This is a genomic window from Pseudomonas sp. 5Vm1k (assembly GCF_056161485.1).
In genome coordinates this window covers 117194-143056 of sequence record NZ_JBSPCZ010000004.1, presented here as the reverse complement: position 1 = coordinate 143056, position 25863 = coordinate 117194, and the positions used below count along the sequence as shown (strand labels likewise).

General features: G+C 60.3%; 23 protein-coding genes. 9 read left to right on the top strand and 14 right to left on the bottom strand.

Annotated elements, in window-relative coordinates:
- Positions 1–19 precede the first annotated feature (19 nt).
- The 3 genes from ACWIKB_RS09840 (at position 20) to ACWIKB_RS09830 (ending at position 1960) form a co-directional block, all read left to right on the top strand.
- Complete coding sequence (locus ACWIKB_RS09840) at positions 20–658, top strand: FMN-dependent NADH-azoreductase (RefSeq protein WP_475266476.1); 639 nt, start codon at positions 20–22, stop codon at positions 656–658.
- Positions 658–963, top strand: coding sequence for a DMT family transporter (locus ACWIKB_RS09835; protein ID WP_475266475.1), 306 nt, complete (start codon positions 658–660; stop codon positions 961–963). The genes ACWIKB_RS09840 and ACWIKB_RS09835 overlap by 1 nt, the downstream gene beginning before the upstream one ends.
- A gap of 106 nt (positions 964–1069) precedes the next feature.
- Complete coding sequence (locus tag ACWIKB_RS09830; protein ID WP_475266474.1) at positions 1070–1960, top strand: lipase family alpha/beta hydrolase; 891 nt, start codon at positions 1070–1072, stop codon at positions 1958–1960.
- Between the two features lie 97 nt (positions 1961–2057).
- Here ACWIKB_RS09830 and ACWIKB_RS09825 read toward each other — a convergent pair whose 3' ends face one another.
- On the bottom strand, positions 2058–2945 hold the full coding sequence (locus tag ACWIKB_RS09825; RefSeq protein WP_475266472.1) for a DMT family transporter: 888 nt from the start codon (positions 2943–2945) through the stop codon (positions 2058–2060).
- Positions 2946–3043: 98 nt separating this feature from the next.
- On the opposite strand from ACWIKB_RS09825, the gene ACWIKB_RS09820 reads away from it, so the two are divergent.
- The 3 genes from ACWIKB_RS09820 to ACWIKB_RS09810 all read left to right on the top strand — a co-directional run bounded on the left by ACWIKB_RS09820 (position 3044) and on the right by ACWIKB_RS09810 (position 5514).
- Positions 3044–3832: an AraC family transcriptional regulator gene (locus ACWIKB_RS09820; protein WP_475266471.1), complete on the top strand. Its 789-nt coding sequence runs from the start codon at positions 3044–3046 to the stop codon at positions 3830–3832.
- A gap of 72 nt (positions 3833–3904) precedes the next feature.
- Complete coding sequence (locus ACWIKB_RS09815) at positions 3905–4210, top strand: PsiF family protein (protein WP_054044065.1); 306 nt, start codon at positions 3905–3907, stop codon at positions 4208–4210.
- A gap of 290 nt (positions 4211–4500) precedes the next feature.
- The gene (locus tag ACWIKB_RS09810) at positions 4501–5514 is read left to right on the top strand and encodes an AI-2E family transporter (protein ID WP_475266470.1); all 1014 of its coding nucleotides are present in this window, start codon (positions 4501–4503) and stop codon (positions 5512–5514) included.
- 89 nt (positions 5515–5603) lie between these two features.
- Here the strand turns inward: ACWIKB_RS09810 and ACWIKB_RS09805 are convergent, their stop codons facing one another.
- Positions 5604–6878 carry an Hsp70 family protein gene (locus tag ACWIKB_RS09805; RefSeq protein WP_265042758.1) on the bottom strand — a complete coding sequence of 425 codons (1275 nt, stop codon included), beginning with the start codon at positions 6876–6878 and terminating at the stop codon, positions 5604–5606.
- 298 nt (positions 6879–7176) lie between these two features.
- Here ACWIKB_RS09805 and ACWIKB_RS09800 point away from each other — a divergent pair, with 298 nt between their 5' ends.
- Together ACWIKB_RS09800 and ACWIKB_RS09795 are read left to right on the top strand one after the other, a co-directional pair.
- Positions 7177–8127, top strand: coding sequence for a DnaJ C-terminal domain-containing protein (locus tag ACWIKB_RS09800; protein WP_475266469.1), 951 nt, complete (start codon positions 7177–7179; stop codon positions 8125–8127).
- A gap of 27 nt (positions 8128–8154) precedes the next feature.
- Positions 8155–8460 carry a chaperone modulator CbpM gene (locus tag ACWIKB_RS09795; RefSeq protein WP_054044061.1) on the top strand — a complete coding sequence of 102 codons (306 nt, stop codon included), beginning with the start codon at positions 8155–8157 and terminating at the stop codon, positions 8458–8460.
- Positions 8461–8584: 124 nt separating this feature from the next.
- Here the strand turns inward: ACWIKB_RS09795 and ACWIKB_RS09790 are convergent, their stop codons facing one another.
- Positions 8585–9709, bottom strand: coding sequence for a sensor histidine kinase (locus ACWIKB_RS09790; RefSeq protein WP_475266467.1), 1125 nt, complete (start codon positions 9707–9709; stop codon positions 8585–8587).
- A gap of 250 nt (positions 9710–9959) precedes the next feature.
- Between ACWIKB_RS09790 and ACWIKB_RS09785 the strand changes: the two genes are divergently transcribed.
- Positions 9960–15218, top strand: coding sequence for an NEL-type E3 ubiquitin ligase domain-containing protein (locus ACWIKB_RS09785; RefSeq protein WP_475266466.1), 5259 nt, complete (start codon positions 9960–9962; stop codon positions 15216–15218).
- A gap of 77 nt (positions 15219–15295) precedes the next feature.
- On the opposite strand, the gene ureC is transcribed toward ACWIKB_RS09785, so the two are convergent.
- From ureC to urtA, 11 genes are all read right to left on the bottom strand, one after another.
- Positions 15296–16996 (bottom strand): urease subunit alpha, encoded by a 1701-nt coding sequence (ureC, locus tag ACWIKB_RS09780; protein WP_475266465.1) that lies wholly within the window; start codon positions 16994–16996, stop codon positions 15296–15298.
- A gap of 165 nt (positions 16997–17161) precedes the next feature.
- Positions 17162–17470, bottom strand: coding sequence for an urease subunit beta (locus ACWIKB_RS09775; RefSeq protein ID WP_054616372.1), 309 nt, complete (start codon positions 17468–17470; stop codon positions 17162–17164).
- Entirely contained in the window at positions 17467–18003 is a 537-nt protein-coding gene (locus ACWIKB_RS09770; protein WP_054044056.1) for a GNAT family N-acetyltransferase, read from the bottom strand. Before ACWIKB_RS09770 ends, ACWIKB_RS09775 begins: the two co-directional genes overlap by 4 nt.
- 6 nt (positions 18004–18009) lie before the next feature.
- Positions 18010–18543: an N-acetyltransferase family protein gene (locus tag ACWIKB_RS09765; protein WP_475266462.1), complete on the bottom strand. Its 534-nt coding sequence runs from the start codon at positions 18541–18543 to the stop codon at positions 18010–18012.
- A 9-nt stretch (positions 18544–18552) separates the two neighbouring features.
- Positions 18553–18855: an urease subunit gamma gene (gene ureA, locus ACWIKB_RS09760; RefSeq protein WP_033055605.1), complete on the bottom strand. Its 303-nt coding sequence runs from the start codon at positions 18853–18855 to the stop codon at positions 18553–18555.
- Positions 18856–18983: 128 nt separating this feature from the next.
- Positions 18984–19838 (bottom strand): urease accessory protein UreD, encoded by an 855-nt coding sequence (locus ACWIKB_RS09755; RefSeq protein WP_475266461.1) that lies wholly within the window; start codon positions 19836–19838, stop codon positions 18984–18986.
- A gap of 30 nt (positions 19839–19868) precedes the next feature.
- Positions 19869–20567 carry an urea ABC transporter ATP-binding subunit UrtE gene (gene urtE / locus ACWIKB_RS09750; protein WP_420647068.1) on the bottom strand — a complete coding sequence of 233 codons (699 nt, stop codon included), beginning with the start codon at positions 20565–20567 and terminating at the stop codon, positions 19869–19871.
- A gap of 130 nt (positions 20568–20697) precedes the next feature.
- On the bottom strand, positions 20698–21567 hold the full coding sequence (urtD, locus tag ACWIKB_RS09745) for an urea ABC transporter ATP-binding protein UrtD (protein ID WP_475266458.1): 870 nt from the start codon (positions 21565–21567) through the stop codon (positions 20698–20700).
- Positions 21564–22643, bottom strand: a complete 1080-nt coding sequence (gene urtC / locus ACWIKB_RS09740) for an urea ABC transporter permease subunit UrtC (protein WP_475266456.1) — start codon at positions 22641–22643, stop codon at positions 21564–21566. Before urtC ends, urtD begins: the two co-directional genes overlap by 4 nt.
- A complete protein-coding gene (gene urtB / locus ACWIKB_RS09735) occupies positions 22643–24145 on the bottom strand; it encodes an urea ABC transporter permease subunit UrtB (protein WP_475266454.1) in 1503 nt (500 codons plus the stop codon). The genes urtC and urtB overlap by 1 nt, the downstream gene beginning before the upstream one ends.
- 250 nt (positions 24146–24395) lie before the next feature.
- Positions 24396–25661 (bottom strand): urea ABC transporter substrate-binding protein, encoded by a 1266-nt coding sequence (gene urtA / locus ACWIKB_RS09730; RefSeq protein ID WP_475266452.1) that lies wholly within the window; start codon positions 25659–25661, stop codon positions 24396–24398.
- Positions 25662–25863: the final 202 nt, after the last annotated feature.

Here is a 25863-nt window from a genome sequence, read left to right as displayed (position 1 = left end):
AGTCCTTCAGGAGATTCAGATGAAAAGAGTTCTTGCGATTCACGCCAGCCCCCGTGGCGATCGTTCTCACTCCCGGCGCTTGGCCGAGGTGTTTTTGTCGGCGTTGCAGGCCCATAGTCCACAGATGCAGGTGACCCGTCGTGAAGCCGGCCGAGCATTGATTCCGCCGATCAACGAAGCGTTTGTGGCGGCGGCGTTCAGCCCCGAGCCCAATGACCGCACGCTGTCGATGCAGGCCGATCTGGCATTGAGCGATGAGCTGGTGGGCGAATTGCTTGGCCACGATCTGCTGGTGATTTCCACGCCCATGTACAACTTCAGTGTACCCAGCGGCCTCAAGGCCTGGATCGATCAGATCGTGCGGCTCGGGGTGACCTTCAATCACACCCTGGACAACGGCGTGGCGCATTACGAGCCGCTGGTGTTGGGCAAGAAGGCTGTAATTGTCACCAGCCGTGGCTTATTCGGTTTCGGGCCGGGCGGTGAGCTGGAGGCGATGAACCACGCCGACCCGATGCTGCGCACGGCGCTGGGTTTCATCGGCATCACTGACATCACGGTGGTCGCTGCCGAGGGTGAAGAGTCGACTGAGCGGACGTTCCAGATATCCGTCGCCGAGGCCGAACAGTGTCTGCAGGCGTTGGCCAAGGATTTCTAATGGCCTGGTTATTCTTGTTGATCGCCGCCGCATTCGAAATCACTTTTGCCATGAGCATGAAGTATTCAGAAGGCTTCACCCGGCTCTGGCCGTCGTTGATCACCATCGTGGCGGCGCTGGCCGGGATTTACTTCCTGACCCTGGCCATGCGCGAGTTGCCTGTGAGCATCGCCTACCCGATCTGGACGGCCATCGGTTCATTGGGCACGGTGTTTCTCGGGTTTGCGCTGCTGGGCGAGAGCCTGACAGCGATGAAACTGTTGTCGGTCGGGCTGATCGTGGCAGGGGTGGTGGGGTTGAAGTAAAGCGTGTGTGGCGGATGTCATAGACTGGTCATGTTCGCTGGCGATGCTTGGCTGATGTCTTGCATCCCGCCTTGCGTCACCTCACCGATCACAAGGATGTCCACCCATGTCGCAAGGTTCCGCCACGCGTTACCCGTTGGTGCTGGTCCCGGGAATGCTCGGGTTTATCCGCTTGCTGATTTATCCATACTGGTACGGGATCGTCGCGGCGTTGCGCCGGGGTGGGGCGACGGTGTTCGCGGTGCGGGTGGCGCCGCTCAATTCCACCGAAGTGCGCGGTGAGCAATTGCTGGCGCGGATCGACGAGATCCTGCGGGAAACCGGCGCCGAGAAGGTCAACCTGATCGGTCACAGCCAGGGCTCGCTGACGGCCCGCTACGCCGCCGCCAAACGCCCGGACCGGGTGGCTTCGGTCACGTCCGTGGCCGGACCCAATCATGGCTCGGAACTGGCGGATTACCTGCACAGACATTACCCGGCCGACAGTGCGAAGGGTCGCGTACTCGCGGTTTTACTGCGAATCATCAGCGCCTTGATGAGCCTGTTGGAAACCGGTTATCGCGGGCCGAAACTGCCAGTGGATATTCACGCTTCCCATGAATCCTTGACCACTGCGGGCGTGGCGCTGTTCAACCAGCGTTATCCCCAGGGCCTGCCCGAAACCTGGGGTGGGCATGGGCCGGAAGAGGTCAACGGAGTGCGCTATTACTCCTGGTCTGGCACCTTGCAGCCGGGCAATACTGATCGCGGCGGCAATCTGTTCGACGGGACCAACCGTTTTTGCCGGTTGTTCGCCAGCACCTTCGAGCGAGAGGCCGGGCATTGCGACGGAATGGTCGGGCGCTACAGCTCGCATTTGGGCACGGTGATTGGCGATGAATATCCGCTGGACCACTTCGATATCGTCAACCAGTCGTTGGGGCTGGTGGGGAAGGGCGCGGACCCGGTGCGGTTGTTTGTCGAGCATGCGGCGCGGTTGAAGGCGGCCGGGGTTTAACCTTCAGACCGCGTCATCGTTCTTCGCGAGCAAGCCCGCTCCCACAGGGGAACGCATAAATCCTGTAGGAGCGAGGCTTGCCCGCGAAGGCGTCAGATCAGGCAACGCGAATCCTGCGGCCCAACACCGTGGTCCACCGCTCCGAAAGAATCACCCCACCCAACGTCAACATCCCACCCACCAGGTGATACATCGCCAACTGCTCATGCAGCACCGCCGCCGCAATCACCGCGGTAATCACCGGCAGCAGGTTGAAAAACAGTGTGGTCCGGCTCGGGCCAAGGCGCACCACGGCTTGCATCCACGCCAGCGGTGCAATCATCGAAGCCAGCAGGCAGGCGTACAGCACCAGCGGAATGTTCTGCAGCGTCGGGCCGATTTTCGGCGAAATCACAAACAGCGGAAACAGCACCAGCACCGCCACCCACACCTGCATATACAACAACACCAGCGGCGGCAGACGCAGCTGCCATTTTTTCAGCAGCGTGCTGTAGATCGCGTAGGCCAGGGTCGCGATCAGCATCATCGCGTCGCCCAGGTTCACCCCATGCTCCAGCAACGCACCCAGGCTGCCGGATGACACCACCACGAGAACACCGGCGAACGACAGCACCGCACCAGCCAGTGCGCCGGCGGTCAGGCGTTGGCCGAGGCTGATAATCGCCATCGCCAGGGACATCAGCGGCATCAGCGACAAGATGATGCCCATGTTGGTGGCCGTGGTCAGGCTCGCGGCGAAGTAGGCCAGGCTTTGATAAACCGCCATGCCGAGCACGCCGAGGATGAAAATCTTGCCCAGGTTCGGGCGGATCATCGGCCAATGGGCGATCACTGGTTTAAGCATGAACGGCGTGAACAGAATCCCGGCGAGCAGCCAGCGATAGAAACCAATCTCGGCAGGGAAAATCGCCCCGGCCGACATTTTGGTGATCACGGTGTTGCCGGCCCAGATGAAAATGGCCAGCAGGGGAAAAGCATATTGCATGGGAGAGAAACCAGAACGTTGATGAGGGGCAATTATCCGCTTGTCTGGATGCAAGCCTATACTTCGATCCAGACAATCGGCCCCTGATGACGGACAGCATGAGCAGTAAACACATCGATCTTCTGGAATTCAGCGAACTGCCGGCCCCGGTGTACTTTCGCTACGCCGACTTCGACACCCACGAATACGCCTCGGCCCACCGCCACCCGTGGGGCACGCTGGAGTATTCGGCCAACGGTGTGCTGCACATGGAAATCGGCAACAGCCGCTTCATGTCGCCGCCGCAGTACGCGGTGTGGGTGCCGCCGCATACCGAGCATAGTTTCTACAGCAACCAGCCAATCAATTACCGCGCGGTGTGCCTGGCGCCGTCGTTGTGCGATGACCTGCCGCAACAGGCCTGCACCCTGGCCATCAGCGACATCCTCAAAGCGATCCTCAAGGATTTCGCCGCCCGGGACGTGAAGATCCCCGAGCAGGACACCGATATCCGCCTGGCCCAGGTGCTGGTGGACCAGTTGCAACAGGCGCCTGAACACGCCTGTTATTTGCCCTACGCCAGCAGTCCGGGGTTGCTTGGGATACTCGAAGCCCTGCAGGCGGAGCCTGGGGATAACCGGCCATTAGCCGACTGGGCAGCGCAGATCCACGTCAGCGAACGCACCCTGGCTCGCCAATTTGTTCGCGAGTTGGGCATGAGTTTCGGTGAATGGCGACAACGCCTGCGGTTTCTGGCGGCAATCGAGGCGCTGGACAGTCAGCGCAGCATTCAGGACATCGCCTTCGACATGGGTTACAGCACCGGTTCGGCATTTATCGCGATGTTTCAGCGCCAGGCCGGGTGCACGCCGGAGCAATATCGACGCAGTCATCTTGAGACCAGGTGAAGGTGTAACGGGCTTTGTCTACACTTCAGGGCGAGGCCGCATCCATCGGTGCGGCAACAAGGAGAAAACTCCATGAAGATGTTGCGTGTCCCTTTGTTGATGATCGGTTTGCTGCTCTGCTCCCAGGGCTTCGCCGCCACGGCCCAACAGAACAAAATGACCACCTGCAATGCCGACGCTACCGCGAAAAGCCTCAAGGGCGATGAGCGCAAGACATTCATGAGCACGTGCCTCAAAGCCGCCCCGGCCGCCAATGACGCAAAAACCCTGACCCCGCAGCAAGAGAAGATGAAAACCTGCAACGCCACTGCCGCCACCCAGGCGCTCAAGGGCGATGCGCGCAAGGCGTTCATGAGTGATTGCCTGAAGAAAAAGTAGGCCTTTGGGATAAACCCAATCCATTGTGGGAGCGGGCTTGCTCGCGAATGCGGTCTCCAATTCAGAACCTTATTCGCCTGACACACCGCTTTCGCGAGCAAGCCCGCTCCCACATTGAGTTCTGCAGACATCGATCCATTTTGGGAGCGAGCTTGCTCGCGATGGGGCCCTTGAGGGCACTGAAAAAAGCCGTCAGTCCCCCGACCAAGGTCGACCTACACATTCCCTAGTGCTGGCCCCGGATCGCTGGCAGACTGCCCATCCTTTTACGCCGTTCGTTTTGAGGCTGTATGCCAACGTTTTCTCAGCGTCACGTATTGCTGTTGGTCAGTTGGGTGATCATTTTTGGCGGGCTGCTGCTGGTGATTCCGCTGCGCTTGCTGCCCAGCCTGCTCGCCGGGCTGTTGGTGTTCGAACTGGTCAATATGCTCACGCCGCAATTGCAGCGGCTGATCGAAGGTCGCCGTGCCCGTTGGTTGGCGGTGGCGTTGCTGGGCACTTTGGTGGTCAGTGTGCTGGCGCTGATCTTTGCCGGCGCAATCAGCTTCCTGCTGCACGAAGCGGAAAACCCCGGCGCTTCCCTCGACAAATTCATGCACGTGGTCGACCGCGCCCGCGGGCAACTGCCTCCGTTCATCGATGCCTACCTGCCGGCCAGTGCCGCCGAATTCCGGGTGGCCATCGGCGAGTGGATGAGCAAACACCTCAGCGATTTGCAATTGGTGGGCAAGGACGCGGCGCACATGTTCGTGACGTTGCTGATCGGCATGGTGCTGGGCGCGATCATCGCCTTGCAGCGCGTGCCGGACGTGACCAAGCGCAAGCCGCTGGCCGCCGCCCTGTTCGATCGCTTGCACCTGTTGGTGCAGGCGTTTCGTAACATCGTGTTTGCGCAGATCAAGATTTCCCTGCTCAACACCTTCTTCACCGCGATCTTCCTCGCGCTGATCCTGCCGATGTTCGGCATCAAGCTGCCGTTGACCAAAACCCTGATCGTGCTGACCTTCCTGCTCGGCCTGCTGCCGGTGATCGGCAACCTGATGTCGAACACCCTGATCACCATCGTCGGGTTGTCGCTGTCGATCTGGGTCGCCGTGGCGGCGTTGGGTTATCTGATTTTTATCCACAAGCTCGAATACTTTCTCAACGCGCGCATCGTTGGCGGGCAGATCAGTGCCAAGTCGTGGGAGTTGCTACTGGCGATGCTGGTGTTCGAAGCCGCGTTCGGCCTGCCGGGGGTGGTGGCGGGGCCGATTTATTACGCGTATCTGAAGAGTGAGTTGAAGCTGGTGGGGATGGTGTAACCACCCGATGATCGTTCCCACGCAGAGCGTGGGAACGATAATCCTGTAGGAGCGAGGCTTGCCCGCGAAGGGCGCCACTCGGTCCTGGATCAGTCCATCGAGCCGTAACGCTTCATCGCTTCAATCGCCAAGCCACTGCCGATACTGCCAAAGATGTTGCCTTCCACATGCCGCGCGTTCGGCAGCATCGCCGAGACGCTGTTGCGCAGCGCCGGAATCCCGCTCGAACCGCCGGTGAAGAACACCGTATCGACCTGATCAACCCGCACGTTGGCATCGTTCAACAACTGCGTGACGCTGTTGCGCACGCGCTCCAGCAGGTTGTCGATGGCTGATTCGAACAGCGCCCGGGTCAGTTCCACGCTCAGGCCCGGCTCGATGCGGTCCAACGGCACGTGGCGGCTGTCGGCGTGGGTCAGCTGGATCTTGGTTTCTTCCACTTCCATGGCCAGCCAGTGGCCGGCGCGCTGGTCGATCAACTTGAACAGGCGGTCGATGCCGCCGGTGTCTTCGATGTCGTAGCGCATGCTGCCCAGGGCCAGGGTCGACTTCTGCGAGTACACCGAGTTGATGGTGTGCCAGGTCGCCAGGTTCATGTGGTGGCTGGTGGGCATGTAGGCGCCGCTCTTCATGCGGCTGCCGTAGCCGAACAGCGGCATCAGGCCTTGCAGGCTCAACTGCTTGTCGAAGTCGGTCCCGCCGATGTGCACGCCGCCGGTGGCGAGGATGTCATCGTGGCGGTTGTCGTGCATGCGGCGCTCAGGCGACAGGCGCACCAGCGAGAAGTCGGAAGTACCACCGCCGATGTCGACAATCAGCACCAGCTCTTCTTTTTCGATGGTCGACTCGTAGTCGAACGCAGCGGCAATCGGTTCGTACTGGAACGACACGTCCTTGAAGCCGATGGCGCGGGCCACGTCGACCAAGGTGTTTTCCGCTTCCTGGTCGGCCAGTTCATCGTCGTCGACGAAAAACACCGGGCGGCCCAGTACCACTTCTTCAAACTCGCGACCGGCGGCCGTTTCGGCGCGCTTCTTCAACTGGCCGATAAACAGGCCCAGCAGGTCCTTGAACGGCATCGCCGTGCCGAGAACGCTGGTGTCGTGCTTGATCAGCTTGGAACCCAGCAGGCTCTTGAGCGAGCGCATGAGCCGGCCTTCGTAACCTTCCAGGTACTCGTGCAGCGCCAGCCGGCCATACACCGGGCGGCGTTCTTCGATGTTGAAGAAGACCACCGAGGGCAGGGTGATCTTGTCGTCCTCCAGCGCGATCAGCGTTTCCATGCCGGGGCGCAGCCAACCGACGGTGGAGTTGGACGTGCCGAAGTCGATACCACAGGCACGGGCTGGGGATGCGTTTTTCATGTCTTTCGAGTTCCGGTTAAAAAACGGCCGCGCAGTGTATGTCAGTGCGGCGCAGATTCGAAGGCCGACTATCCGCTAAATCACCACCAATAGCGCCTTGATAAGCTGGCCGGATGCCCCAAACTTGTCTGCATCGACCCTGGCAGCCATTTGGCGGTCGCAAGAACCGCCAGCCGCTGCCGATAAACTTCTGATGCGCTGCCCGGTCACAATCTTGAGATCGGTCAACACCAGCGGTGTGTAACACGTGCATGCTGGCGTTGGCGGCGCGATTTTGATAACGGATGGTGATCCTTAGATGGACTTCAAAGACTATTACAAGATTCTCGGTGTGGAACCGACCGCGGACGATAAGACGATCAAGGCCGCCTATCGCAAGCTGGCTCGCAAGTACCACCCCGACGTCAGCAAGGAAAAGGACGCCGAGGCCAAGTTCAAGGACGCCTCGGAAGCCTATGAAGCGCTGAAAAGTGCGGACAAGCGCGCCGAATACGACGACTTGCGCAAATACGGCCAGCACGGCCAGCCGTTCCAGGGCCCGCCGGGTTGGCAGGGGCGTGGCGGTGGCGGCGGTTTCGGTGGTGGTCAGGACACGGGCGATTTTTCGGACTTCTTCAGTTCGATCTTTGGTAACCGGGGTCCTGGTTTTGGTGGTGGTGAGTCGCGTCGCAGTGCCGGACGTCGAGGGCAAGACGTGGAAATGGAACTTGGGATTTTTCTGGAAGAAACCCTCTCGAACGAATCGAAGAAGGTCACCTTCCAGGTGCCGCAATACAACGCGGCTGGCCAGCATGTGAGCAACACCCCTAAAAGCCTGAACGTGAAGATCCCGGCCGGTGTGACCGACGGCGAGCGTATCCGCCTCAAGGGGCAAGGGGCTCCGGGTGTCGGCGGCGGTGCCAATGGCGACCTGTTCCTGATCATCCGTTTTGCACCGCACCCTAAATTCGACGTCGAAGGCGAAAACCTGATCATCACCTTGCCGCTGGCGCCGTGGGAACTGGCGCTGGGCGCGGAAGTGGCGGTGCCGACCCTGACCGGCAAGATCAACCTCAAGGTCCCGGCCGGCAGCCAGAACGGTCAGCGCATGCGCGCCAAGGGCCACGGTTTGATGAACAAAAAGGGCGAACGGGGCTTCCTGTTCGTGCAACTCAAGGCTGTGATGCCTAAAGTCTTGGATGATGAAACCAAGGCGTTGTGGCAGGAACTGGCTAAGAAAGCCGCGTTCGACCCGAGAGAAAATTTTTGATCCGCTAGAACTATGGAGCTACTGACTATGAGCAGTCCCCTGATCGTTCAACTGGACATGGCAGAATTCTGTGAGGCGACCGACCTGTCGGACGTCTACGTGATCGAAATCGTCGAACACGGCATCCTCGAACCTCAGGGCTCTGCGCCCAAGGACTGGCGTTTCAACGATTACGAACTGGCCCTGGCCAAGCGCGCCGCCAAGCTGCGGCGCGACCTGGAGCTGGAGTGGGAAGGCGTCGCGCTGGCGCTGGACCTGCTTGAAGAAGTGCAGCAACTGCGGGCGGAGAATCGAATGCTCAAGCAGCGGTTGGGGCGGTTGGTGGTTGAGTAATCAATCTGGAATTTGTGGTGCCTGATAGTTAGCTTTCGCGAGCAAGCCCGCTCCCACAGGGGCTTTGTGTACACCGCAAAACCCTGTGGGAGCGGGCTTGCTCGCGAAGAACGATAACTCGGTATCAAGCCTTGCGCGGAAGCACCACCGTAAACAACGTCCCATCCTCCTCATTGGAACTGACCTCGATCGTCCCCCGATGAGCGGTCACCACTTCCTTGACGATAAACAACCCCAGGCCAAGGCTGGTCGATGGCTGCCCGAGTTCTTCGCTGGCCGTGCGCACCAGCGGGTCGAAGATCGTGCTGATCGCATCCTCCGGAATCGGTACGCCAAAGTTATGCACCGTGAGGCGCACCGCGTCGGGCTCACCGCTGAGGTTCACCATGACATCGCGCTTGTTCGTGCCATGTTGCAACGCATTGCCGATCAGATTCTGCAGCAACTGAGCGATACGCCCGGCATCCCAGTTGCCTCGGGTGTCGCCGCTGACGTTGAGAATAGGATCGCACTCGGGATTACCCGCACAGGCCTGGGCGATCGCGTCATGCGCCGAGTCGGCCATGTCCATCGGCCCTGGTTCAATCGGCAGACTCTTGCCCAATCGACTGCGCACCAATTCCAGTAAATCAGCGACCATCACCGCCATATGCCGGGTGCCACGCTGGATGTGGTGCAAACAGACCAGGGCGTCGCCCTCAAGATTCACTTTGCGCTGCAGCAACTCGGTGGACATGGTCACCGCCTGCAACGGCGCGCGCAGGTCGTGGCCGAGGATGGCCAGAAAGATGTCCCGCGAGTGGTTGACCTGCTCGGCATAGGCGGCGGTCGATTCGGCCAGGGCTTCATCGATGGCTTCGTTGAAGCGGATCATGTCCTGGAAGTACGCCAGGTCCGGGGCTTGCAGGCTATTGACCCACAGGCGGATCACGCAGGCCCGCAGATGACGGAACTCGGACGTCATCTGCACCAGATCGAAACCGACGTTGTGCCGCAGCTCGCCATGGCTGGCGGCGGCCTGATCCAGGCTCGGGGATTTTTCCGGGCCGTCACCCTTGGCTTTGGCGGCCTGTTCCTGAGCGGTCTGAGCGGTGGTCATGTCCCGCGCGGCCGCCAGAAGAATCGAGCGGGCGTGATCGCGCAAGGTGATGCGATCCAGGTTGTCGTCTGGCGTGATCACACGGGCGAACTGCTCCCACTCATCGACGATACGATCAACTTCTACCACGATGAATTCGCTTAGGCGCATGGACGATGGTTCCGAGCAAAATGACCGTTGATGGAGCAGCATATTAGCCCCTTCACGGCTGGGTAAACACCGCTGAATGTGTGGGGGCATGTTCAGTGAATCAGCAGGTGGTATTTATATATAGTCGGTATTTCAATTATCAAAGTGTTCGTGGGTTTTTGGCCTCGCTGTTCTCAGTATTTTGATCTTTTTTTAAAGAACACTGTTCGCTAGCCTGACACTTCCAATAATCATGGAAGGTTGTTGTTACATGGCTGATATACGGAACATCAGGGAGGATGCAGCGAATGTCACTGAAACCATGACACTCGGTGTGCATGTCGATCGTATCGAGCAGGCGATTGAGGGGGCGAGCGCCATGGCACCGCCGGATAGCTTGCTCGGCGATGCGAGCGTCGAGGCCGAGTTCTTTCCATCGTGGTACCTCAAGGCTCGAAAGGTCGACCGTGACGCACTTAAGGATCTATACAGTCGACGATGGCTACTTCAAGGAAGTCTCGATAAGTTGCTCGATAAGTTAGACGTCGATATTCAGAATTTTGCCGAGCCTCTATTAAAGAAAGCATTAAAGGACCAACTCAATGTTGAGCTGGATGTTCGCGTAGCCGAGCTGCGCTTGTATGTACCCAGCACAATCATCTTTGGTATTGACCGGGGCGCTGACCATTTCAAGCAGATAACCTTGCTCGACGCGGCGCTGCACAACTTTGAGGCCGACGAAGCCGAGCCAACGGCATTCCGCGACGGTTCCGGGGTGTTTACCCGCGACGCGGAAAACACCCCCCTGCGCCATGCCATGACGGTCACTCAATTTGTCAGGCTGTGCCGCACGCTGGACCTCGGCGCGCAATATCAAACCCATCTCAAAGGCATCCTGACCCCGGCTTCGGCTGCCGCGCGGATGGATTTACAGCTGATGTCCGTGAACAGCGACAAGGCCGCTTTCAAACTGGCCGCACTATTGGCGCGGCTCAAAGGTGAGGTCAGTTCCCACGGCTTCGGCGCGTTGCTCAAGGTGCACGACGGCGAACCGGGCAACCATTGGCATGGAGCTGCGATGCAATGCCATCGCCTGTCGCTGATGGGCTTTCGGCTCAGTGGCATGGTGTTGTTCAGCGCCGTAGCCGAGCCATCGGAGCTGAAGCAGGCGATTGATGCGCTGACTCCCGAGCAGTTGAAGTTCTGGAGCGAATGGTCGGATCGCATTCCGGTGTTGCCGGGCAAGGAATATGAGCTCTTCAAACTGATCAAGGCGTTTTTCGCCAATGGTCCCCAGGGCATGTCCGAGGAGCTGGCGCGCAAGGACGATCTTCATCGGCAAAACCGCTTGGCGGGACGGTTGATCGCTTACATACCCGGCGACCCGCAACACCCGATCAAAGAGTACGACTCGTTCACCGACTTTATGGAAACCCTGGTCAGCCAATTGCGCGGTGTCGAGTATCAGCAGTTTTTCAGCCGTTTCGTCGAGCAGAAAGACAAAGGGGTGTTTTTTACCCGGGTCAATGAGCGCCTCAAGACCTTTAAATGGACGGATCGAAAACCCTTGGACATGGGGCCTTGGTGGCGTGAGACACCCATCGAGAATGCCAACCCGGAACCGCTCACCCATGGCATTACCGGTAACGTGTGGAGCGCGCTGTTCACGGCGCGACGGGACAAAGCCATCGCCGATGCCCGGCGTATTGCGGTGCCCACCGGCGACGAAGATGCACAAACGCGCTGGAAGCGTCTGACCGGTTATCTGGACATCGCCTGGAACGTGTTCAACTTTGCCGGGATGCTGATTCCGGGCGTGGGCGAAGCGTTGCTCGGCCTGATGGTCGCGCAATTGGTCGAAGAGCTTGCTGAAGGTTTCGAAGACTGGAGCAAAGGGGATCGTGAGGAAGCGGCGGGGCACATTTGCTCAGTGCTGATCAACGGCGCGCAGTTGGCGCTGATGGGCGCCGGGCATGTGCTGCCAACCGGGGCCGCCCTGTCGCTAAAGCCCTCGTCGTTTGTCGACAACCTGAAAGTGGTGGAACTGCCCGACGGCAAGACCAGCCTGTGGAACCCCGACCTGACACCGTACGAGCACCCGACTCCGCCGCCCAAGGATGCACGACTGAATGAGCTGGGCCTTTTTCAGCACGACGGCGACACCGTGCTGGCGCTTGAAGACAAACACTACGCACTCAAAGAAACCCCGAACAACAATGGCCATCGCATCCGCCACCCCTCGCGCGCCAACGCGTACGAGTCGCAAGCAACCCACAACGGTGCCGGCGCCTGGACCACCGAACTCGAGCAACCCCAACAATGGGATGACGCCAAAGTCTGGCGTCGTCTCGGAGCCTCGTTCGAAGATTTGCCCGCCGCCCGCCAGGATCAGGTGCGAATTGTCACCGGCGTCGATCACACTCAATTGCGCCGAATACACGTCGAGCATGAAAGCCCGCCGCCGTTGCTGGCCGACACCTTGCGACGCTTCAAGGTCTATGGCGAGGCGCAGGCGTTGGGGATGCAGATCCTGCAGAACAAGGTGCCGGAGACGCTAGAGGGTTTTGTACCGACCTTTGTTACTGAGCTGCGGGGCTGGCCAGAGTCGCGAGCTGTAGAGCTTTTCGACGGCGAGACCTACACCGGCACCTCGATCAGCTATGGTCATACGGGCGCCGACGCCGAGACGATCAAGCTCACCCGCTCACAATTGCGCAGCGGCAAATTGTTTGAGCGGGTCCTGGACTCGCTTAACGAAGACGAGATCACCGCGATCCTCGGCAATCAAGTGTCCCGGGAGCGTGTCGAACGCCTGACGGCCTTGCGCAGTCGGCTGGCTGTGTACGCCGAGCGCCAGATTTCACGGCTGTTTGAGTCGCTGTACAAGGCCGGCGAAGTGACGGTAGATGCTCGGCAGCTTCTGCTGCAACGGGAATATCCGGCGCTGCCCGGGAGTGTCGTGCGGGAAATGCTCAAGCAGATTTCGCCTGAAGACCTGACCTTCATCGATCAAAAAGCTCGCTTGCCGTTGCAGGTCAAGGCGTTGGCAAAACGGGCCATGGCCGAGGTGCGGACGGTGCGCGCCTACGAAGGTTTGTACCTGGAGGCGCTGGCCAACGCCGACACCGAACGGCTGGCCCTGCACAGCATTGAGGCGTTGCCTGGCTGGTCATCGTCCGTGCGCATTGAAGTTCGCGAGCTCTCGATCATGGGCAAGCTGCGCGACAGTGTCGGGCCGTTGGATACGCCGAACCGCAAGGTACTGGTGCTCAGTGACGAAGGTAAATTCGAAGCGCGCGATCATCGCGATCAGCATCTGCATGGCGCTGACGACTTTTACACGGCGTTGCTGCATGCCTTGCCTGATGCTGACCGCAAAGCCCTGGGTTTTGAGATTTTCGAAGGCGCCAGGCTCAAGGACGCGGTGCAGAAGCAGCCGTTGGCTCACGACAAACTGACCGCGATTCTCGAGGAGTACCCCCTGCTCAAACCGTCCTTTGACCCCGACGTCATGAAGCTGCGCGGCGGTATGTGGGGTTACCGGTTCAACCCCTCAGCAGCCACGATCCGATACCGTGCCAGTTGTCTGTATCCCCAATTCACCGAGGCCGATCTCGACGAGTTGATGAGCCGCTTTTCGGCCAGGGGAGTGCTCGCACAACAGATCACGGCGCTTGAAGATGAGTTCGATGCGTTCAACAAAACCATGAGTCGCTGGGTCAATCAATCCGGCGAGGCGCTGCGGTTCAGTCCCGGCGGCATCTCTGAGTTCGAGTCGCGCAATCATGTCTACAGAGCTCTTCGTCAATGCTGGCAGCGCACTGGTCCCCGCGGCGTCGACGTCACAGTGGAGGCGCACTCCCAGACGCTCGATCTGGCTGGCATGGACCTCGGCAGGCATCTTGAAAGCATGCCGGCACTGAGTGCGAACTTTGATCATGTAACGACTGTGAACCTGGCGGGCAATGGTTTGCTGGACAGTCAGGCGAAGTTTCTGCAGAGCTTCCGTCAGGCGCGTCACTTGAACATCAAAGACAACCTGCTGACCCGTTTACCCTCGGAAATTGGCGGCATGGGGCACCTCAACACCCTGCTGCTGAGTAACAATCAGATCGTCTTGACCGTCGAGGCCGTGAATGACTTGCGGGGGCTGACGCAGATGCGCTCGTTGGCGCTGACGGGCAATCCGCTGGGTCGGTTGCCCGATATCAGTCGGATGCGGAACCTGTTCATGCTGCAAATGAGCAATACCGGCGTCAACAGCTGGCCGACAGGGTTGTTCCTGCAATCGCGTCCACGGCATTTTTTCCTGGATTTGCGCGAATGCCCGATCAGCGTGATCCCCGAAGTGGCTCCGGGATCGTTCCGTGCGGAGCTGCTGGCGCGCACACAAATCAGCCTTGCCCCGAGGTGGCTGTCCGCCGATAACCTGCGTCAGCTCAAGACGTACATCGAGTCGGTGGGGCTGGACCCGGAGCGTCCCTTTGCGCCGCTGGGGCCGCTCGACAGCATCAGCTGGAGCACCGGTTTGAGCGAGCCACAGTGGCAAACCCGGCAACCGACCTGGGACAACCTGGAGGACGAATTCGGGTCGTCGCCGTTTTTCGATAAGCTTCATCAACTCACCCAAACCGCGGACTTCAAAGCGGCTGACACCACCTACCGCACCGGGCTGACCACCAAGGTCTGGCGCATGATCGAAGCCATGGCCGAGGACGCCGCGCTGCGGGACAAGATCTTCGCCGAAGCGGTCGCACCAACCGAGTGTGTCGATGGCCTAACCCAATGGTTCAACGCCATGGGTGTCGAGGTGATGATCCACGAGGCCTATCAGTTGCTGAACCCGGATCTGGTCAAGGCAGGGCTGGTGCGCCTGGCCAAGGGCAAGACGCGGCTGCAACAGATCGACGCGATCGCCCGTCGGCATATTTCCGAACGGCTGGCGGCGGGTGAGACTTACCGACGGGTCAATGCTGAAGGTCAGGTCACTGGCACTATTGATGAAGTCGAAGTTCACCTGGCATTCATGACGGATCTGGCTGAACGCCTGAACCTGCCCTGGCAGGCGCGGGGCATGCAGTTTCGCAATATTGCCGGCGTGACCCCGGACATGATCGAGGCCGCGTATCAGCGAGTGTTGGCATTGGAGGAGGGCGACTTGCTACGCGATGCGATTGCCAAGCAGCCGTTCTGGAAAACATATGCCGAGGGCAATAATCGGCAGCTGTTCAAGCCCTTCCGGAGCAAGTTGGAAGCCCTCACCGACTTCAAGATGGCCATGGATGAGCGGGCCGCCGGGATCGATCTCACATCTAAAGTCCGAGAGAACTTGAAGGAAAGAATCCGCGTGTTGGCCGTTGAACTGGGCAAGCCGGAAAGCGCCATCGCAGCGGGGCAGGTGATGACCGATGAAGCCTATGACAGCGAATACAAGAGCATGCTCGACGAGATGGATCAGCTACTGAAAAAGCTGACTCAGGACGCCATGGACTGGGCTCGACTGGACAAGGACGACGCGCCGTTCGCGTGATGAAGTAACGACTGATCACCTGTAATGGATCAAGCCCCGATGTGCAGTATTGCTGCGCATCGGGGCTTTTTTTCGGCTTAAAACAGGAAGTAACGCTGGGCCATCGGCAGGACTTCCGCAGGCTCGCACCACAACAATACGCCGTCAGCCTTGACCTGATAGGTCTGTGGATCAACGTCAATGCTGGGCAGGTAATCGTTGTGGATCAGATCGGTTTTCTGCACGTCTCGACAACCTTTGACCACGGCGATTTTTTTCTTCAGGCCCAAGGCTTCAGGCAAACCGGCTTCCTGCGCTGCCTGACTGATAAAGGTCAGGCTGGTGGCGTGCAGCGAGCCGCCATAGCTGGCGAACATCGGGCGGTAGTGCACCGGTTGTGGCGTCGGGATCGAGGCGTTGGCATCGCCCATCAGGCTGGCGGCGATGGCGCCACCCTTGAGGATCAGCGTCGGCTTGACCCCGAAGAACGCCGGGCGCCACAGCACCAGATCCGCCCATTTACCGATTTCAATCGAACCCACTTCATGGCTGATGCCGTGAGTGATCGCCGGGTTGATGGTGTACTTGGCGATGTAGCGTTTGGCGCGGAAGTTGTCGTTGCCTTCACCGTCCTGAGGCAGCGGGCCGCGCTGCTTTTTCATCTTGTCGGCGGTCTGCCAGGTGCGGGTGATGACTTCACCGACGCGGCCCATGGCCTGGCTGTCAGAGCTGATCATCGAGAATGCGCCGAGGTCATGCAGGATGTCCTCGGCGGCAATCGTTTCACGACGGATGCGGCTTTCGGCGAAAGCCACGTCCTCGGCAATGCTTGGGTCCAGGTGATGGCAGACCATCAGCATGTCCAGGTGTTCGTCGATGGTGTTGCGGGTGAACGGCCGGGTCGGGTTGGTCGAACTCGGCAACACGTTGGCAAACCCGCAGGCCTTGATGATGTCCGGGGCATGACCGCCGCCCGCACCTTCAGTGTGATAGGTGTGGATGGTGCGGCCCTTGAACGCGGCGAGGGTGGTTTCGACGAATCCGGATTCGTTGAGGGTGTCGGTGTGGATCGCCACTTGTACGTCGTACTGATCGGCGACGGTCAGACAGTTGTCGATGCTCGCCGGGGTGGTGCCCCAATCTTCGTGCAACTTGAGGCCGATGGCGCCGGCCTTGACCTGCTCAATCAACGGCTCCGGCAGGCTGGCGTTGCCCTTGCCGGTGAGGCCGATGTTCATCGGGAACGCATCCGCCGCCTGAAGCATGCGCGCCAGGTGCCATGGCCCGGAGGTGCATGTCGTTGCGTTGGTACCCGTGGCCGGGCCGGTGCCGCCGCCGATCATGGTGGTCACGCCACTCATCAGCGCTTCTTCAATCTGCTGCGGGCAGATGAAGTGGATGTGCGTATCGATGCCGCCAGCGGTGAGGATCATGCCTTCACCAGCGATGACCTCGGTGCTGGCGCCGATGGCGATGGTCACGTCCGGTTGCACGTCCGGGTTGCCGGCCTTGCCGATCCCCGCGATGCGCCCGTCCTTGAGGCCGACGTCGGCTTTGACGATGCCCCAGTGATCGACGATCAGGGCGTTGGTGATCACCGTGTCGACTACTTCAGCGGCGAGCAATTGGCTTTGGCCCTGGCCGTCGCGGATGACTTTGCCGCCGCCGAATTTCACTTCTTCGCCGTAGGTGGTGAAGTCTTTTTCCACCTCGATCCACAGCTCGGTGTCGGCCAGGCGCACCTTGTCGCCGACGGTGGGGCCGAACATGTCGGCGTAGGCTTGACGGGAAATCTTCATCGGAATTCCTTGCACAAATTTATTGTGGCGAGGGGGCTTGCCCCCGTTCGGGTGCGAAGCGCCCGCAATTTGGTTGATGAGGTTTATCTGATGAACCGAGGTGGCCGTTTTTACGACCGCTGCGCGGCCGAACGGGGGCAAGCCCCCTTGCCACAGGGGCCGGTGTCAGTCGAGGTCACCCATGATCCGCCCGGCAAACCCGAACACCCGCCGATGCCCGGCCAAATCGACCAGCTCGACCTCGCGGCTCTGCCCCGGTTCGAAGCGCACGGCGGTGCCGGCCGGGATGTTCAGGCGCATGCCGCGGCTGGCGGCGCGGTCGAAGGTCAGGGCGTCGTTGGTTTCGAAAAAATGGTAATGCGAGCCGACCTGGATCGGCCGGTCGCCGCTGTTGGCCACTTTCAGGCTGATGGTGCGGCGGCCAGCATTGAGTTCGATGTCGCCGGGCTGGATCTGGTATTCACCGGGAATCATCCATTCACTCCTTGCAGAATCTTGTAGTAGAGGGCGGTCGGCCGGTAGTTGCCGGCGGGGTCGCAGGCGTAGTCGGGGATTTGGCCGGCGCGGGTGTAACCCAACGCCTTGTAGAAGTCTTCGGCGGGGGAGCCGGCCTCGGTGTCGAGGTAAAGCATGCCGCGCTTGTGCTGGCGGGCGGCGAGTTCCAGGGCGCTCATCAACTGCTGGCCGAGGCCGCGACGGCGGGCGTGTTCACGCACCAGCAATTTCTGCACTTCGGCGCGGTTCAGGCCATTGGCTTTCTGACACAGGGTCAGTTGCACGCTGGCTTGCACCTGCTCGTCCTTGACCACCACCCACAGCAGCACATTGCCCTTGTTCAGGTTGGCCTGGACCTCATCGAAATAAGCCCGGGCCTGAGTCGCATCGAGGTCGGCCATGAAACCGACGCTGGCGCCATAACCCACGGCATCCAGCAGCAAATCGATCAAACCCTGGCGATAGTGCGCAAAGCTTTCAACATTCACGCGGCGCAGTTGGGCGGCGTTCATCGGGTGTCACTCCTTGTTGGCGATTGGCGGCTCCGCGCCAGGATTTAGGGTCAGTTGCATAAAGGTCAGGTCCAGCCAGCGGCCGAACTTGGTACCCACTTGGGGCATCTGCCCGGTGATCACAAAACCGGCACGCTCATGCAGACGAATAGAAGCGGCGTTACCGCTTTCGATGGCGGCGACCATCACATGCTTGTCGCAGCCCCTGGCGCGTTCGATCAGCTCGACCATCAATTGCGGGCCGAGGCCGTTGCCGCGCTGGTCGCTGCGCACGTAGACCGAGTGCTCGACGGTGTGGCGAAAGCCGTCGAACGGCCGCCAGTCACCGAATGAAGCGTAGCCCAGCACGGTGTTATCAGCGTCGACGATCACCAGGATCGGATAACCCTGGGATTGCCGGGCGCTGAACCACGCCTGGCGGTTGCCCAGGTCCACGGCTTGTTCGTTCCAGATCGCGGTGGTGTTGAGCACCGCGTCGTTGTAGATATCGCGGATCGCCGGCAGGTCGGCGTGCAACGCATCACGAATGAGATAAGTCATGGCGCGGCCTCAGGCGATCGGTTGGTGGACGGTGACCAGTTTGGTGCCGTCGGGGAACGTTGCTTCGACCTGGATCTCCGGGATCATTTCCGGAATACCTTCCATCACCTGTTCACGGCTCAGCAGGGTGGTGCCGAAGTGCATCAGCTCGGCCACGGTGCGACCGTCACGGGCGCCTTCGAGCAGCGCCGCAGAGATGTAGGCCATGGCTTCGGGGTAATTGAGTTTCACGCCGCGAGCCAAACGCCGCTCGGCGACGAGGCCGGCGGTGAAGATCAACAGCTTGTCTTTTTCGCGTGGGGTCAGGTCCATCGTTGGAATCCATATCGGCAGTTAAAAGGTCACGCATTCTTTTGTAGGAGCGAGGCTTGCCCGCGAAGCTTTTGGCGGCCTTGAGGTCCCCTTCGCGGGCAAGCCTCGCTCCTACAGGGGATATGTGTTCAGGTGCTCCATATTCTGGGCGGGACGGCTTCTCGTCCGAGTAACGCAGGTCTGAGTAGGCGCCACAAATCTATAAGCCAACCTCGTGCCAACAACGCCTCACTGGCCAGGCACCGCGCCACCAACAGCCCCGGCAACTGGGTCAAATCCCCGCGTACGTCATTGGGTAGGGAACGGCAGGTTTCCAGCAGTTCACTGTCAATCTCCCCGGTCACCAACAACGTCGCAAACACCGGTTGGCCATCCAGCCCGATGGGCGAGTCGAGCAAGCCATCGGCCCCGACAATGCGCTGGCGTTCGTGCCAGAGCAACTGGCCGTCGCGGCGGATGTCCAGCTTCGCCTGGAAATGCCCGAGATCGAACCGCTCGCCACTGGCCGGACGACCCAGGGCCACCACGTCCCAGTAGAACAATCGGGCATCGCCTTCAAGGTTGATCGAGGTGCTGAGTTCGGCCTGGGCGGCGCTGAAGATGATGGTCTCCTGGGGCAACCATTCCAGTGTCGCACCGGCCGCCACCCTCAAGTCCAGCTGCTGATAAGCGGGGCCGGCGGCGCGATACCACTTGGCGGCACCCGGGCTGGTGATTTGCGCCCAGGCGTCAGTGCCGACGCTGGCGCTGATGTCCAGCCGATCACCCCCGGCAATCCCGCCCGGCGGGTGGACGATGATGTGCTGGCACACCTCGGGCCCTTCGGCGTACAGGTGCTTTTGCACGCGCAACGGGCCTTGATGCCGGCGCAGAACCGGGCGCGTGCTCTCGCCGAAACGGGCGTAACCAAGCTCCAGCTCGGCGTGCCAGCTCGGGGTAAACAGGACCGGCTCTGTGGTAAGGGGCAGTAGAGGTAAATTCATAATTTCTGATTATCGTTAGGACGCTACAGACTAGATCGTAACCAGTCCGCGCACACCTTCGGCTTCCATATTTTCACCGCGACCCTGTTGCACGATCTCGCCCCGGGACATCACCAGGTACTGATCGGCCAGTTCGGCGGCGAAATCGTAAAACTGCTCCACCAGCAAAATCGCCATGTCGCCGCGAGCCGCAAGCTTCTTGATCACCGCGCCGATTTCCTTGATCACCGACGGCTGGATGCCTTCGGTGGGCTCGTCGAGGATCAGCAGTCGCGGACGGCTGGCCAAGGCTCGACCAATCGCCAATTGCTGCTGTTGACCGCCGGACAAGTCACCGCCACGGCGTTGTTTCATTTGCAGCAGCACCGGGAACAGCTCGTAGATGAATGCCGGGACTTCTTTCGCTTCGCTGCCGGGAAACCGCGACAGCCCCATCAACAGGTTTTCTTCCACGGTCAGCCGGCCGAAAATTTCCCGGCCCTGGGGCACGTAGGCGATCCCTGCATGCACCCGTTGGTGCGGCTTGAACGTGGTGATCGGCTTGCCTTCCCAATTCACTGCGCCTTCTTTGGCTGGCAGCAAACCCATCAGGCATTTGAGCAGGGTGGTCTTGCCCACGCCGTTGCGTCCGAGCAGGCAAGTGACTTCGCCGACCTTCACCTCAAACGAGAGACCGCGCAGGATGTGGCTACCGCCGTAATACTGGTGCAGCTTGTCGACTTGCAGCATTTCAAATTCTCCTCAATCCCCTGTGGGAGCGGGCTTGCTCGCGAATGCGGTGTATCTGTCGCAAAGAGGTTGGATGTGCCGCCGTCTTCGCGAGCAAGCCCGCTCCCACAGGTGGGATGTATTTGCAGGTCTAGCGACCGAGGTAGACCTCGATCACCCGCTCATTGTCCTGCACCTGTTCCAGCGACCCTTCCGCCAGCACGCTGCCCTGGTGCAACACGGTGACGTGGTCGGCAATCGAACCGACGAAGCCCATGTCGTGTTCCACCACCATCAGCGAATGCTTGCCGGCCAGGCTTTTGAACAGCTCGGCGGTGAATTCGGTTTCGGCGTCGGTCATGCCCGCCACCGGCTCATCGAGCAGCAACAATTGCGGGTCTTGCATGAGCAACATGCCGATCTCCAGAAACTGCTTCTGACCGTGGGACAACAACCCCGCCGGACGATTGACCGACGTGGTCAGGCGAATGGTTTCCAGCACTTCAGAGATACGGTCGCGTTGCTCGCCGCTCAATCGCGCCCGCAAACTCGCCCACACCGACTTGTCGGTTTTCTGCGCCAGTTCCAGGTTCTCGAACACGCTCAAGGCTTCGAACACCGTCGGCTTCTGGAACTTGCGACCGATGCCAGCCTGGGCGATTTGCACTTCGCTCATCTGCGTCAAATCCAGGGTTTCACCGAACCAGGCCTTGCCGTGACTCGGGCGAGTCTTACCGGTGATCACATCCATCAGCGTGGTCTTGCCCGCGCCGTTGGGGCCGATGATGCAGCGCAATTCGCCAACGCCGATATACAGATTCAGAGCGTTCAATGCCTTGAAGCCGTCGAAGCTCACGCTGATGTCTTCCAGGGTCAGGATCGTGCCGTGACGCGTATCCAGGCCGGGGCCGACACGTTGGCCGAAGCCGATGTTGTCGCGGCTGGTGCCCGCGTCCTTGTTCGGTTCCACCGGGAAAAAGGCTGGTTCGAGCATGAATTCCGCCGTTGGTGTGATTCTCATTGTTCGCCCCTTTTCTTCAGCAGACCGATCACGCCCTTCGGCAGATACAAGGTCACGACGATGAACAGGGCACCGAGGAAGAACAGCCAGTATTCCGGGAACGCCACGGTGAACCAGCTCTTCATGCCGTTGACCACGCCGGCGCCGAGCAACGGCCCGATCAGCGTGCCGCGACCGCCCAGCGCCACCCAAACCGCCGCTTCAATGGAGTTGGTCGGCGACATTTCGCTCGGGTTGATGATCCCGACCTGCGGCACGTACAACGCACCGGCCAAGCCACACAACACCGCGCTCAACACCCACACGAACAGCTTGAAACCGCGCGGGTCGTAGCCGCAAAACATCAGCCGGTTTTCGGCATCGCGCAACGCGGTCAGCACGCGGCCAAACTTGCTCTGCGCCAGTCGCCAACCGATAAACAGACTCGCCACCAGCAACGCCACCGTGGCAAAAAACAACACCGCGCGCGTCCCTGGTTCGGTGATGCCAAACCCGAGAATCGTGCGGAAGTTGGTAAAGCCGTTGTTGCCGCCAAACCCGGTCTCGTTGCGGAAAAACAGCAGCATCCCGGCGAAGGTCAGGGCCTGGGTCATGATCGAGAAATACACGCCCTTGATCCGCGAACGGAAGGCGAAAAAGCCGAACACCAACGCCAGCAGTCCCGGTGCCAGAACGACCAGACACATGGCCCAAAGGAAGCTGCTGGTGCCAGTCCAGTACCACGGCAATTCCGTCCACGACAGGAATGTCATGAACGCCGGCAAGGCATCGCCCGAGGCCTGACGCATCAAGTACATGCCCATCGCGTAACCGCCAAGGGCGAAGAACAGACCGTGGCCCAGCGACAACAGCCCGGCGTAACCCCAGACCAGATCCAGCGCCAGGGCGACGATGGCGTAGCAAAGGATCTTGCCCACCAGCGTCAGCGTGTAGGCCGAGACGTGAAAAATACTGATCGGCGATAACAGCGACATCAGCGGCAACGCCAGCAACAACACGAGAATGACCGCGCCGACAGCGAGGGTGATTTTTGGGCCGGCCTTTTGTGAGGCGGTGACCAGAAGAGGTTGGTTCATCAGTCGATCACCCGTCCTTTCAGTGCGAAGAGGCCTTGCGGACGTTTCTGAATGAACAGAATGATCAGCGCGAGGATCAGGATCTTGCCGAGTACGGCACCGATTTGCGGTTCGAGAATTTTGTTGGCGATGCCGAGGCCGAATGCGGCGAGCACGCTGCCGGCCAACTGGCCGACCCCGCCGAGCACCACCACCAGGAACGAGTCGATGATGTAGCTCTGGCCGAGGTCCGGGCCGACGTTGCCGATCTGGCTGAGCGCTACGCCACCGAGGCCGGCGATGCCCGAGCCGAGGCCGAACGCGAGCATGTCCACCCGCCCGGTCGGCACGCCGCAGCAGGCGGCCATGTTGCGGTTCTGGGTGACGGCGCGCACGTTCAGGCCCAGCCGGGTTTTGTTCAGCAACAGCCAGGTCAGCACCACCACAAACAGCGCGAACGCGATGATCACGATGCGGTTGTAAGGCAGCACCAGGTTGGGCAGCACTTGAATCCCGCCCGAGAGCCAGGCCGGATTGGCGACTTCAACGTTCTGCGCGCCGAACAGCAAACGCACCAACTGAATCAACATCAGGCTGATGCCCCAGGTCGCGAGCAAGGTTTCCAGTGGGCGGCCGTAGAGGTGACGAATCACCGTACGTTCCAGCGCCATGCCGATGGCCGCAGTGACAAAAAACGCCACTGGCAACGCGATCAGCGGATAGAACTCGATGGCTTGCGGGGCGAAGCGCTGGAACATCAACTGCACCACGTAGGTCGAGTAGGCGCCGAGCATCAGCATCTCGCCGTGGGCCATGTTGATCACGCCGAGCAGGCCGAACGTGATCGCCAATCCCAAGGCTGCAAGCAGCAGAATTGAACCCAGTGACATGCCGCTGAAGGCTTCGCCGAGGATCTCGCCGATCAGCAGTTTGTGTTTGACCTGGGCCAGGCTGGTTTCGGCGGCTGTGCGCACACCGGCATCGGCTTCGACGCCGGGTTCGAGCAAACCTTCGAGGCGTGTGCGGGCCAGCGGGTCGCCGGTTTCACCGAGCAAACGCACGGCGGCGAGGCGCACGGCAGGGTCGGTGTCCACCAGTTGCAGGTTGGCCAACGCGAGGCTCAGGGCAGCGTGAACGCTTTCATCTTTTTCGCCAGCCAATTGCTGGTCGAGGAATCTCAGCTGTGCGGGTTTGGCGCTTTTCTGCAATTGCTGCGCGGCGGCCAGACGGGTTTTGGCGTCGGTGGCGAGCAATTGGTGGCTGGCCAATGCGGTGTCGATCAGACCCCGTAGGCGGTTATTCAGGCGCAGGGTTTTGGGTTGGCCGTCGACGGTCAGTTCGCCTTGTTGCAGGGCGTTGATCAGCTCGACACGGACAGGATCGGGCTGCGCAGCCCAGGCTTCCAGGAGTTTGGCTTGCTGCACGGGATTGGCTGCGACGAAGTCTTCGGCGTCGCCGGCGTGGGTGGCCATCGGTAGCAAGAGTGCGACGGCAAGGATGAAGCGGTAGAGGGCGGTGGGCATTAGTGGTGTCCTGTTCAGCGGCGGCCGATGAGGCAGTGTTCGGCTTTGAATCGACCCCTCACCCCAGCCCTCTCCCCAGAGGGGAGAGGGGAAAGGGGGCCGATCTTCATGCTTTTCAAATCCTGAGTTCGACTTGAGATGGCGGGTCGCAGTAACTTGACCAGTCAACTCGGTCAGTCCCCTCGCCCCTCTGGGGAGAGGGTTAGGGAGAGGGGGGGATCTCAGACCCACCCCAAAACCCGGATCCGCCTCAGTTGCTCTTCACCGCATAATCCGGCTTCTTGTCGTTGCCATCGATAAACGGGCTCCACGGCTGGGCGCGGATCGGGCCTTCGGTCTGCCATACGACGTTGAACTGCCCGTCTGCCTGAATCTCGCCGATCATCACCGGTTTGTGCAGGTGGTGGTTGGTGCTGTCCATGGTCAGGGTGTAGCCGGACGGCGCGGCAAAGGTCTGGCCGGCCAAGGCTTCGCGAACTTTGTCGACGTCGGTGGACTTGGCCTTCTCAGCCGCTTGCGCCCACATATGAATGCCGACGTAGGTGGCTTCCATCGGGTCGTTGGTCACCGCTTTGTCGGCGCCCGGCAGGTTGTGTTTCTTGGCGTAGGCTTTCCAGTCAGCAACAAACTTCTTGTTCTGCGGGTTCTCCACGGACTCGAAGTAGTTCCATGCCGCGAGGTTACCCACCAGCGGTTTGGTGTCGATGCCGCGCAGTTCTTCTTCGCCTACCGAGAACGCCACGACTGGCACGTCAGTGGCTTTCAGGCCCTGGTTGGCCAGCTCTTTATAGAACGGCACGTTGGAGTCGCCGTTGACCGTGGAGATGACCGCCGTCTTGCCGCCGGCCGAGAATTTTTTGATGTTGGCGACGATGGTTTGGTAGTCGCTGTGGCCGAACGGGGTATAGACCTCTTCGATGTCCTTGTCCGCCACACCCTTGGAGTGCAGGAACGAGCGCAGGATTTTGTTGGTGGTGCGCGGGTAGACGTAGTCGGTGCCGAGCAGGAAGTAACGCTTGGCGCTGCCGCCTTCTTCGCTCATCAAGTATTCCACCGCCGGGATCGCCTGCTGGTTCGGCGCGGCGCCGGTGTAGAACACGTTTGGCGACATCTCTTCGCCTTCGTACTGCACCGGGTAGAACAGCAAGCCGTTGAGTTCTTCGAACACCGGCAATACCGATTTACGCGACACCGAGGTCCAGCAACCGAACACCACGGCGACTTTGTCCTGGGTCAGCAACTGCCGGCCCTTTTCAGCGAACAGTGGCCAGTTCGACGCCGGGTCGACCACTACGGGTTCCAGCATCTTGCCGTTCACGCCGCCCTTGGCGTTGATTTCGTCGATGGTCATCAACGCCATGTCTTTGAGGGATGTTTCGGAGATCGCCATGGTCCCGGACAGGGAGTGCAGGATGCCGACCTTGATGGTCTCTGCGGCCTGGACAGTCCAGGTCATGCCCATCGCGGCAATGCTTGCCGTGAGTGTGAAAGCCTTGATCAAGCTGCGACGCTTCATTGTGCGATCTCCATGAACATTAGTATTTTTTTGATTTGGCAGATACGGACTACTGACAGGTCTTTAGCAAGGGCTGTGCCCGGTCGGCAAAAGCTAAGGAAATGTCGTATTAGAGCGGTTGTGCGGGGAGGGGCGCGCACCAGGAAGGAACGCCGAGGATGCACTGGTGCGGCGAGGTGCGCCACATTGGGGCGCAGGGGTG

Bases quoted from the DNA above. Each gene is read 5' to 3' on its own strand.
- ACWIKB_RS09805 (WP_265042758.1), bottom strand. From the start codon at position 6,878: ATGAAAAACGCATCCCCAGCCCGTGCCTGTGGTATCGACTTCGGCACG.
- ACWIKB_RS09755 (WP_475266461.1), bottom strand. From the start codon at position 19,838: ATGAATTTACCTCTACTGCCCCTTACCACAGAGCCGGTCCTGTTTACC.
- ACWIKB_RS09770 (WP_054044056.1), bottom strand. From the start codon at position 18,003: ATGAACGCCGCCCAACTGCGCCGCGTGAATGTTGAAAGCTTTGCGCAC.
- ACWIKB_RS09795 (WP_054044061.1), top strand. From the start codon at position 8,155: ATGAGCAGTCCCCTGATCGTTCAACTGGACATGGCAGAATTCTGTGAG.
- ACWIKB_RS09785 (WP_475266466.1), top strand. From the start codon at position 9,960: ATGGCTGATATACGGAACATCAGGGAGGATGCAGCGAATGTCACTGAA.
- ACWIKB_RS09815 (WP_054044065.1), top strand. From the start codon at position 3,905: ATGAAGATGTTGCGTGTCCCTTTGTTGATGATCGGTTTGCTGCTCTGC.
- ACWIKB_RS09820 (WP_475266471.1), top strand. From the start codon at position 3,044: ATGAGCAGTAAACACATCGATCTTCTGGAATTCAGCGAACTGCCGGCC.
- ACWIKB_RS09775 (WP_054616372.1), bottom strand. From the start codon at position 17,470: ATGATTCCCGGTGAATACCAGATCCAGCCCGGCGACATCGAACTCAAT.
- ACWIKB_RS09765 (WP_475266462.1), bottom strand. From the start codon at position 18,543: ATGACTTATCTCATTCGTGATGCGTTGCACGCCGACCTGCCGGCGATC.
- ACWIKB_RS09825 (WP_475266472.1), bottom strand. From the start codon at position 2,945: ATGCAATATGCTTTTCCCCTGCTGGCCATTTTCATCTGGGCCGGCAAC.
- ACWIKB_RS09830 (WP_475266474.1), top strand. From the start codon at position 1,070: ATGTCGCAAGGTTCCGCCACGCGTTACCCGTTGGTGCTGGTCCCGGGA.
- urtE (WP_420647068.1), bottom strand. From the start codon at position 20,567: ATGCTGCAAGTCGACAAGCTGCACCAGTATTACGGCGGTAGCCACATC.
- urtA (WP_475266452.1), bottom strand. From the start codon at position 25,661: ATGAAGCGTCGCAGCTTGATCAAGGCTTTCACACTCACGGCAAGCATT.
- urtD (WP_475266458.1), bottom strand. From the start codon at position 21,567: ATGAGAATCACACCAACGGCGGAATTCATGCTCGAACCAGCCTTTTTC.
- urtB (WP_475266454.1), bottom strand. From the start codon at position 24,145: ATGCCCACCGCCCTCTACCGCTTCATCCTTGCCGTCGCACTCTTGCTA.
- ACWIKB_RS09800 (WP_475266469.1), top strand. From the start codon at position 7,177: ATGGACTTCAAAGACTATTACAAGATTCTCGGTGTGGAACCGACCGCG.
- ACWIKB_RS09835 (WP_475266475.1), top strand. From the start codon at position 658: ATGGCCTGGTTATTCTTGTTGATCGCCGCCGCATTCGAAATCACTTTT.
- ACWIKB_RS09790 (WP_475266467.1), bottom strand. From the start codon at position 9,709: ATGCGCCTAAGCGAATTCATCGTGGTAGAAGTTGATCGTATCGTCGAT.
- ureA (WP_033055605.1), bottom strand. From the start codon at position 18,855: ATGGACCTGACCCCACGCGAAAAAGACAAGCTGTTGATCTTCACCGCC.
- ACWIKB_RS09810 (WP_475266470.1), top strand. From the start codon at position 4,501: ATGCCAACGTTTTCTCAGCGTCACGTATTGCTGTTGGTCAGTTGGGTG.
- ACWIKB_RS09840 (WP_475266476.1), top strand. From the start codon at position 20: ATGAAAAGAGTTCTTGCGATTCACGCCAGCCCCCGTGGCGATCGTTCT.
- urtC (WP_475266456.1), bottom strand. From the start codon at position 22,643: ATGAACCAACCTCTTCTGGTCACCGCCTCACAAAAGGCCGGCCCAAAA.
- ureC (WP_475266465.1), bottom strand. From the start codon at position 16,996: ATGAAGATTTCCCGTCAAGCCTACGCCGACATGTTCGGCCCCACCGTC.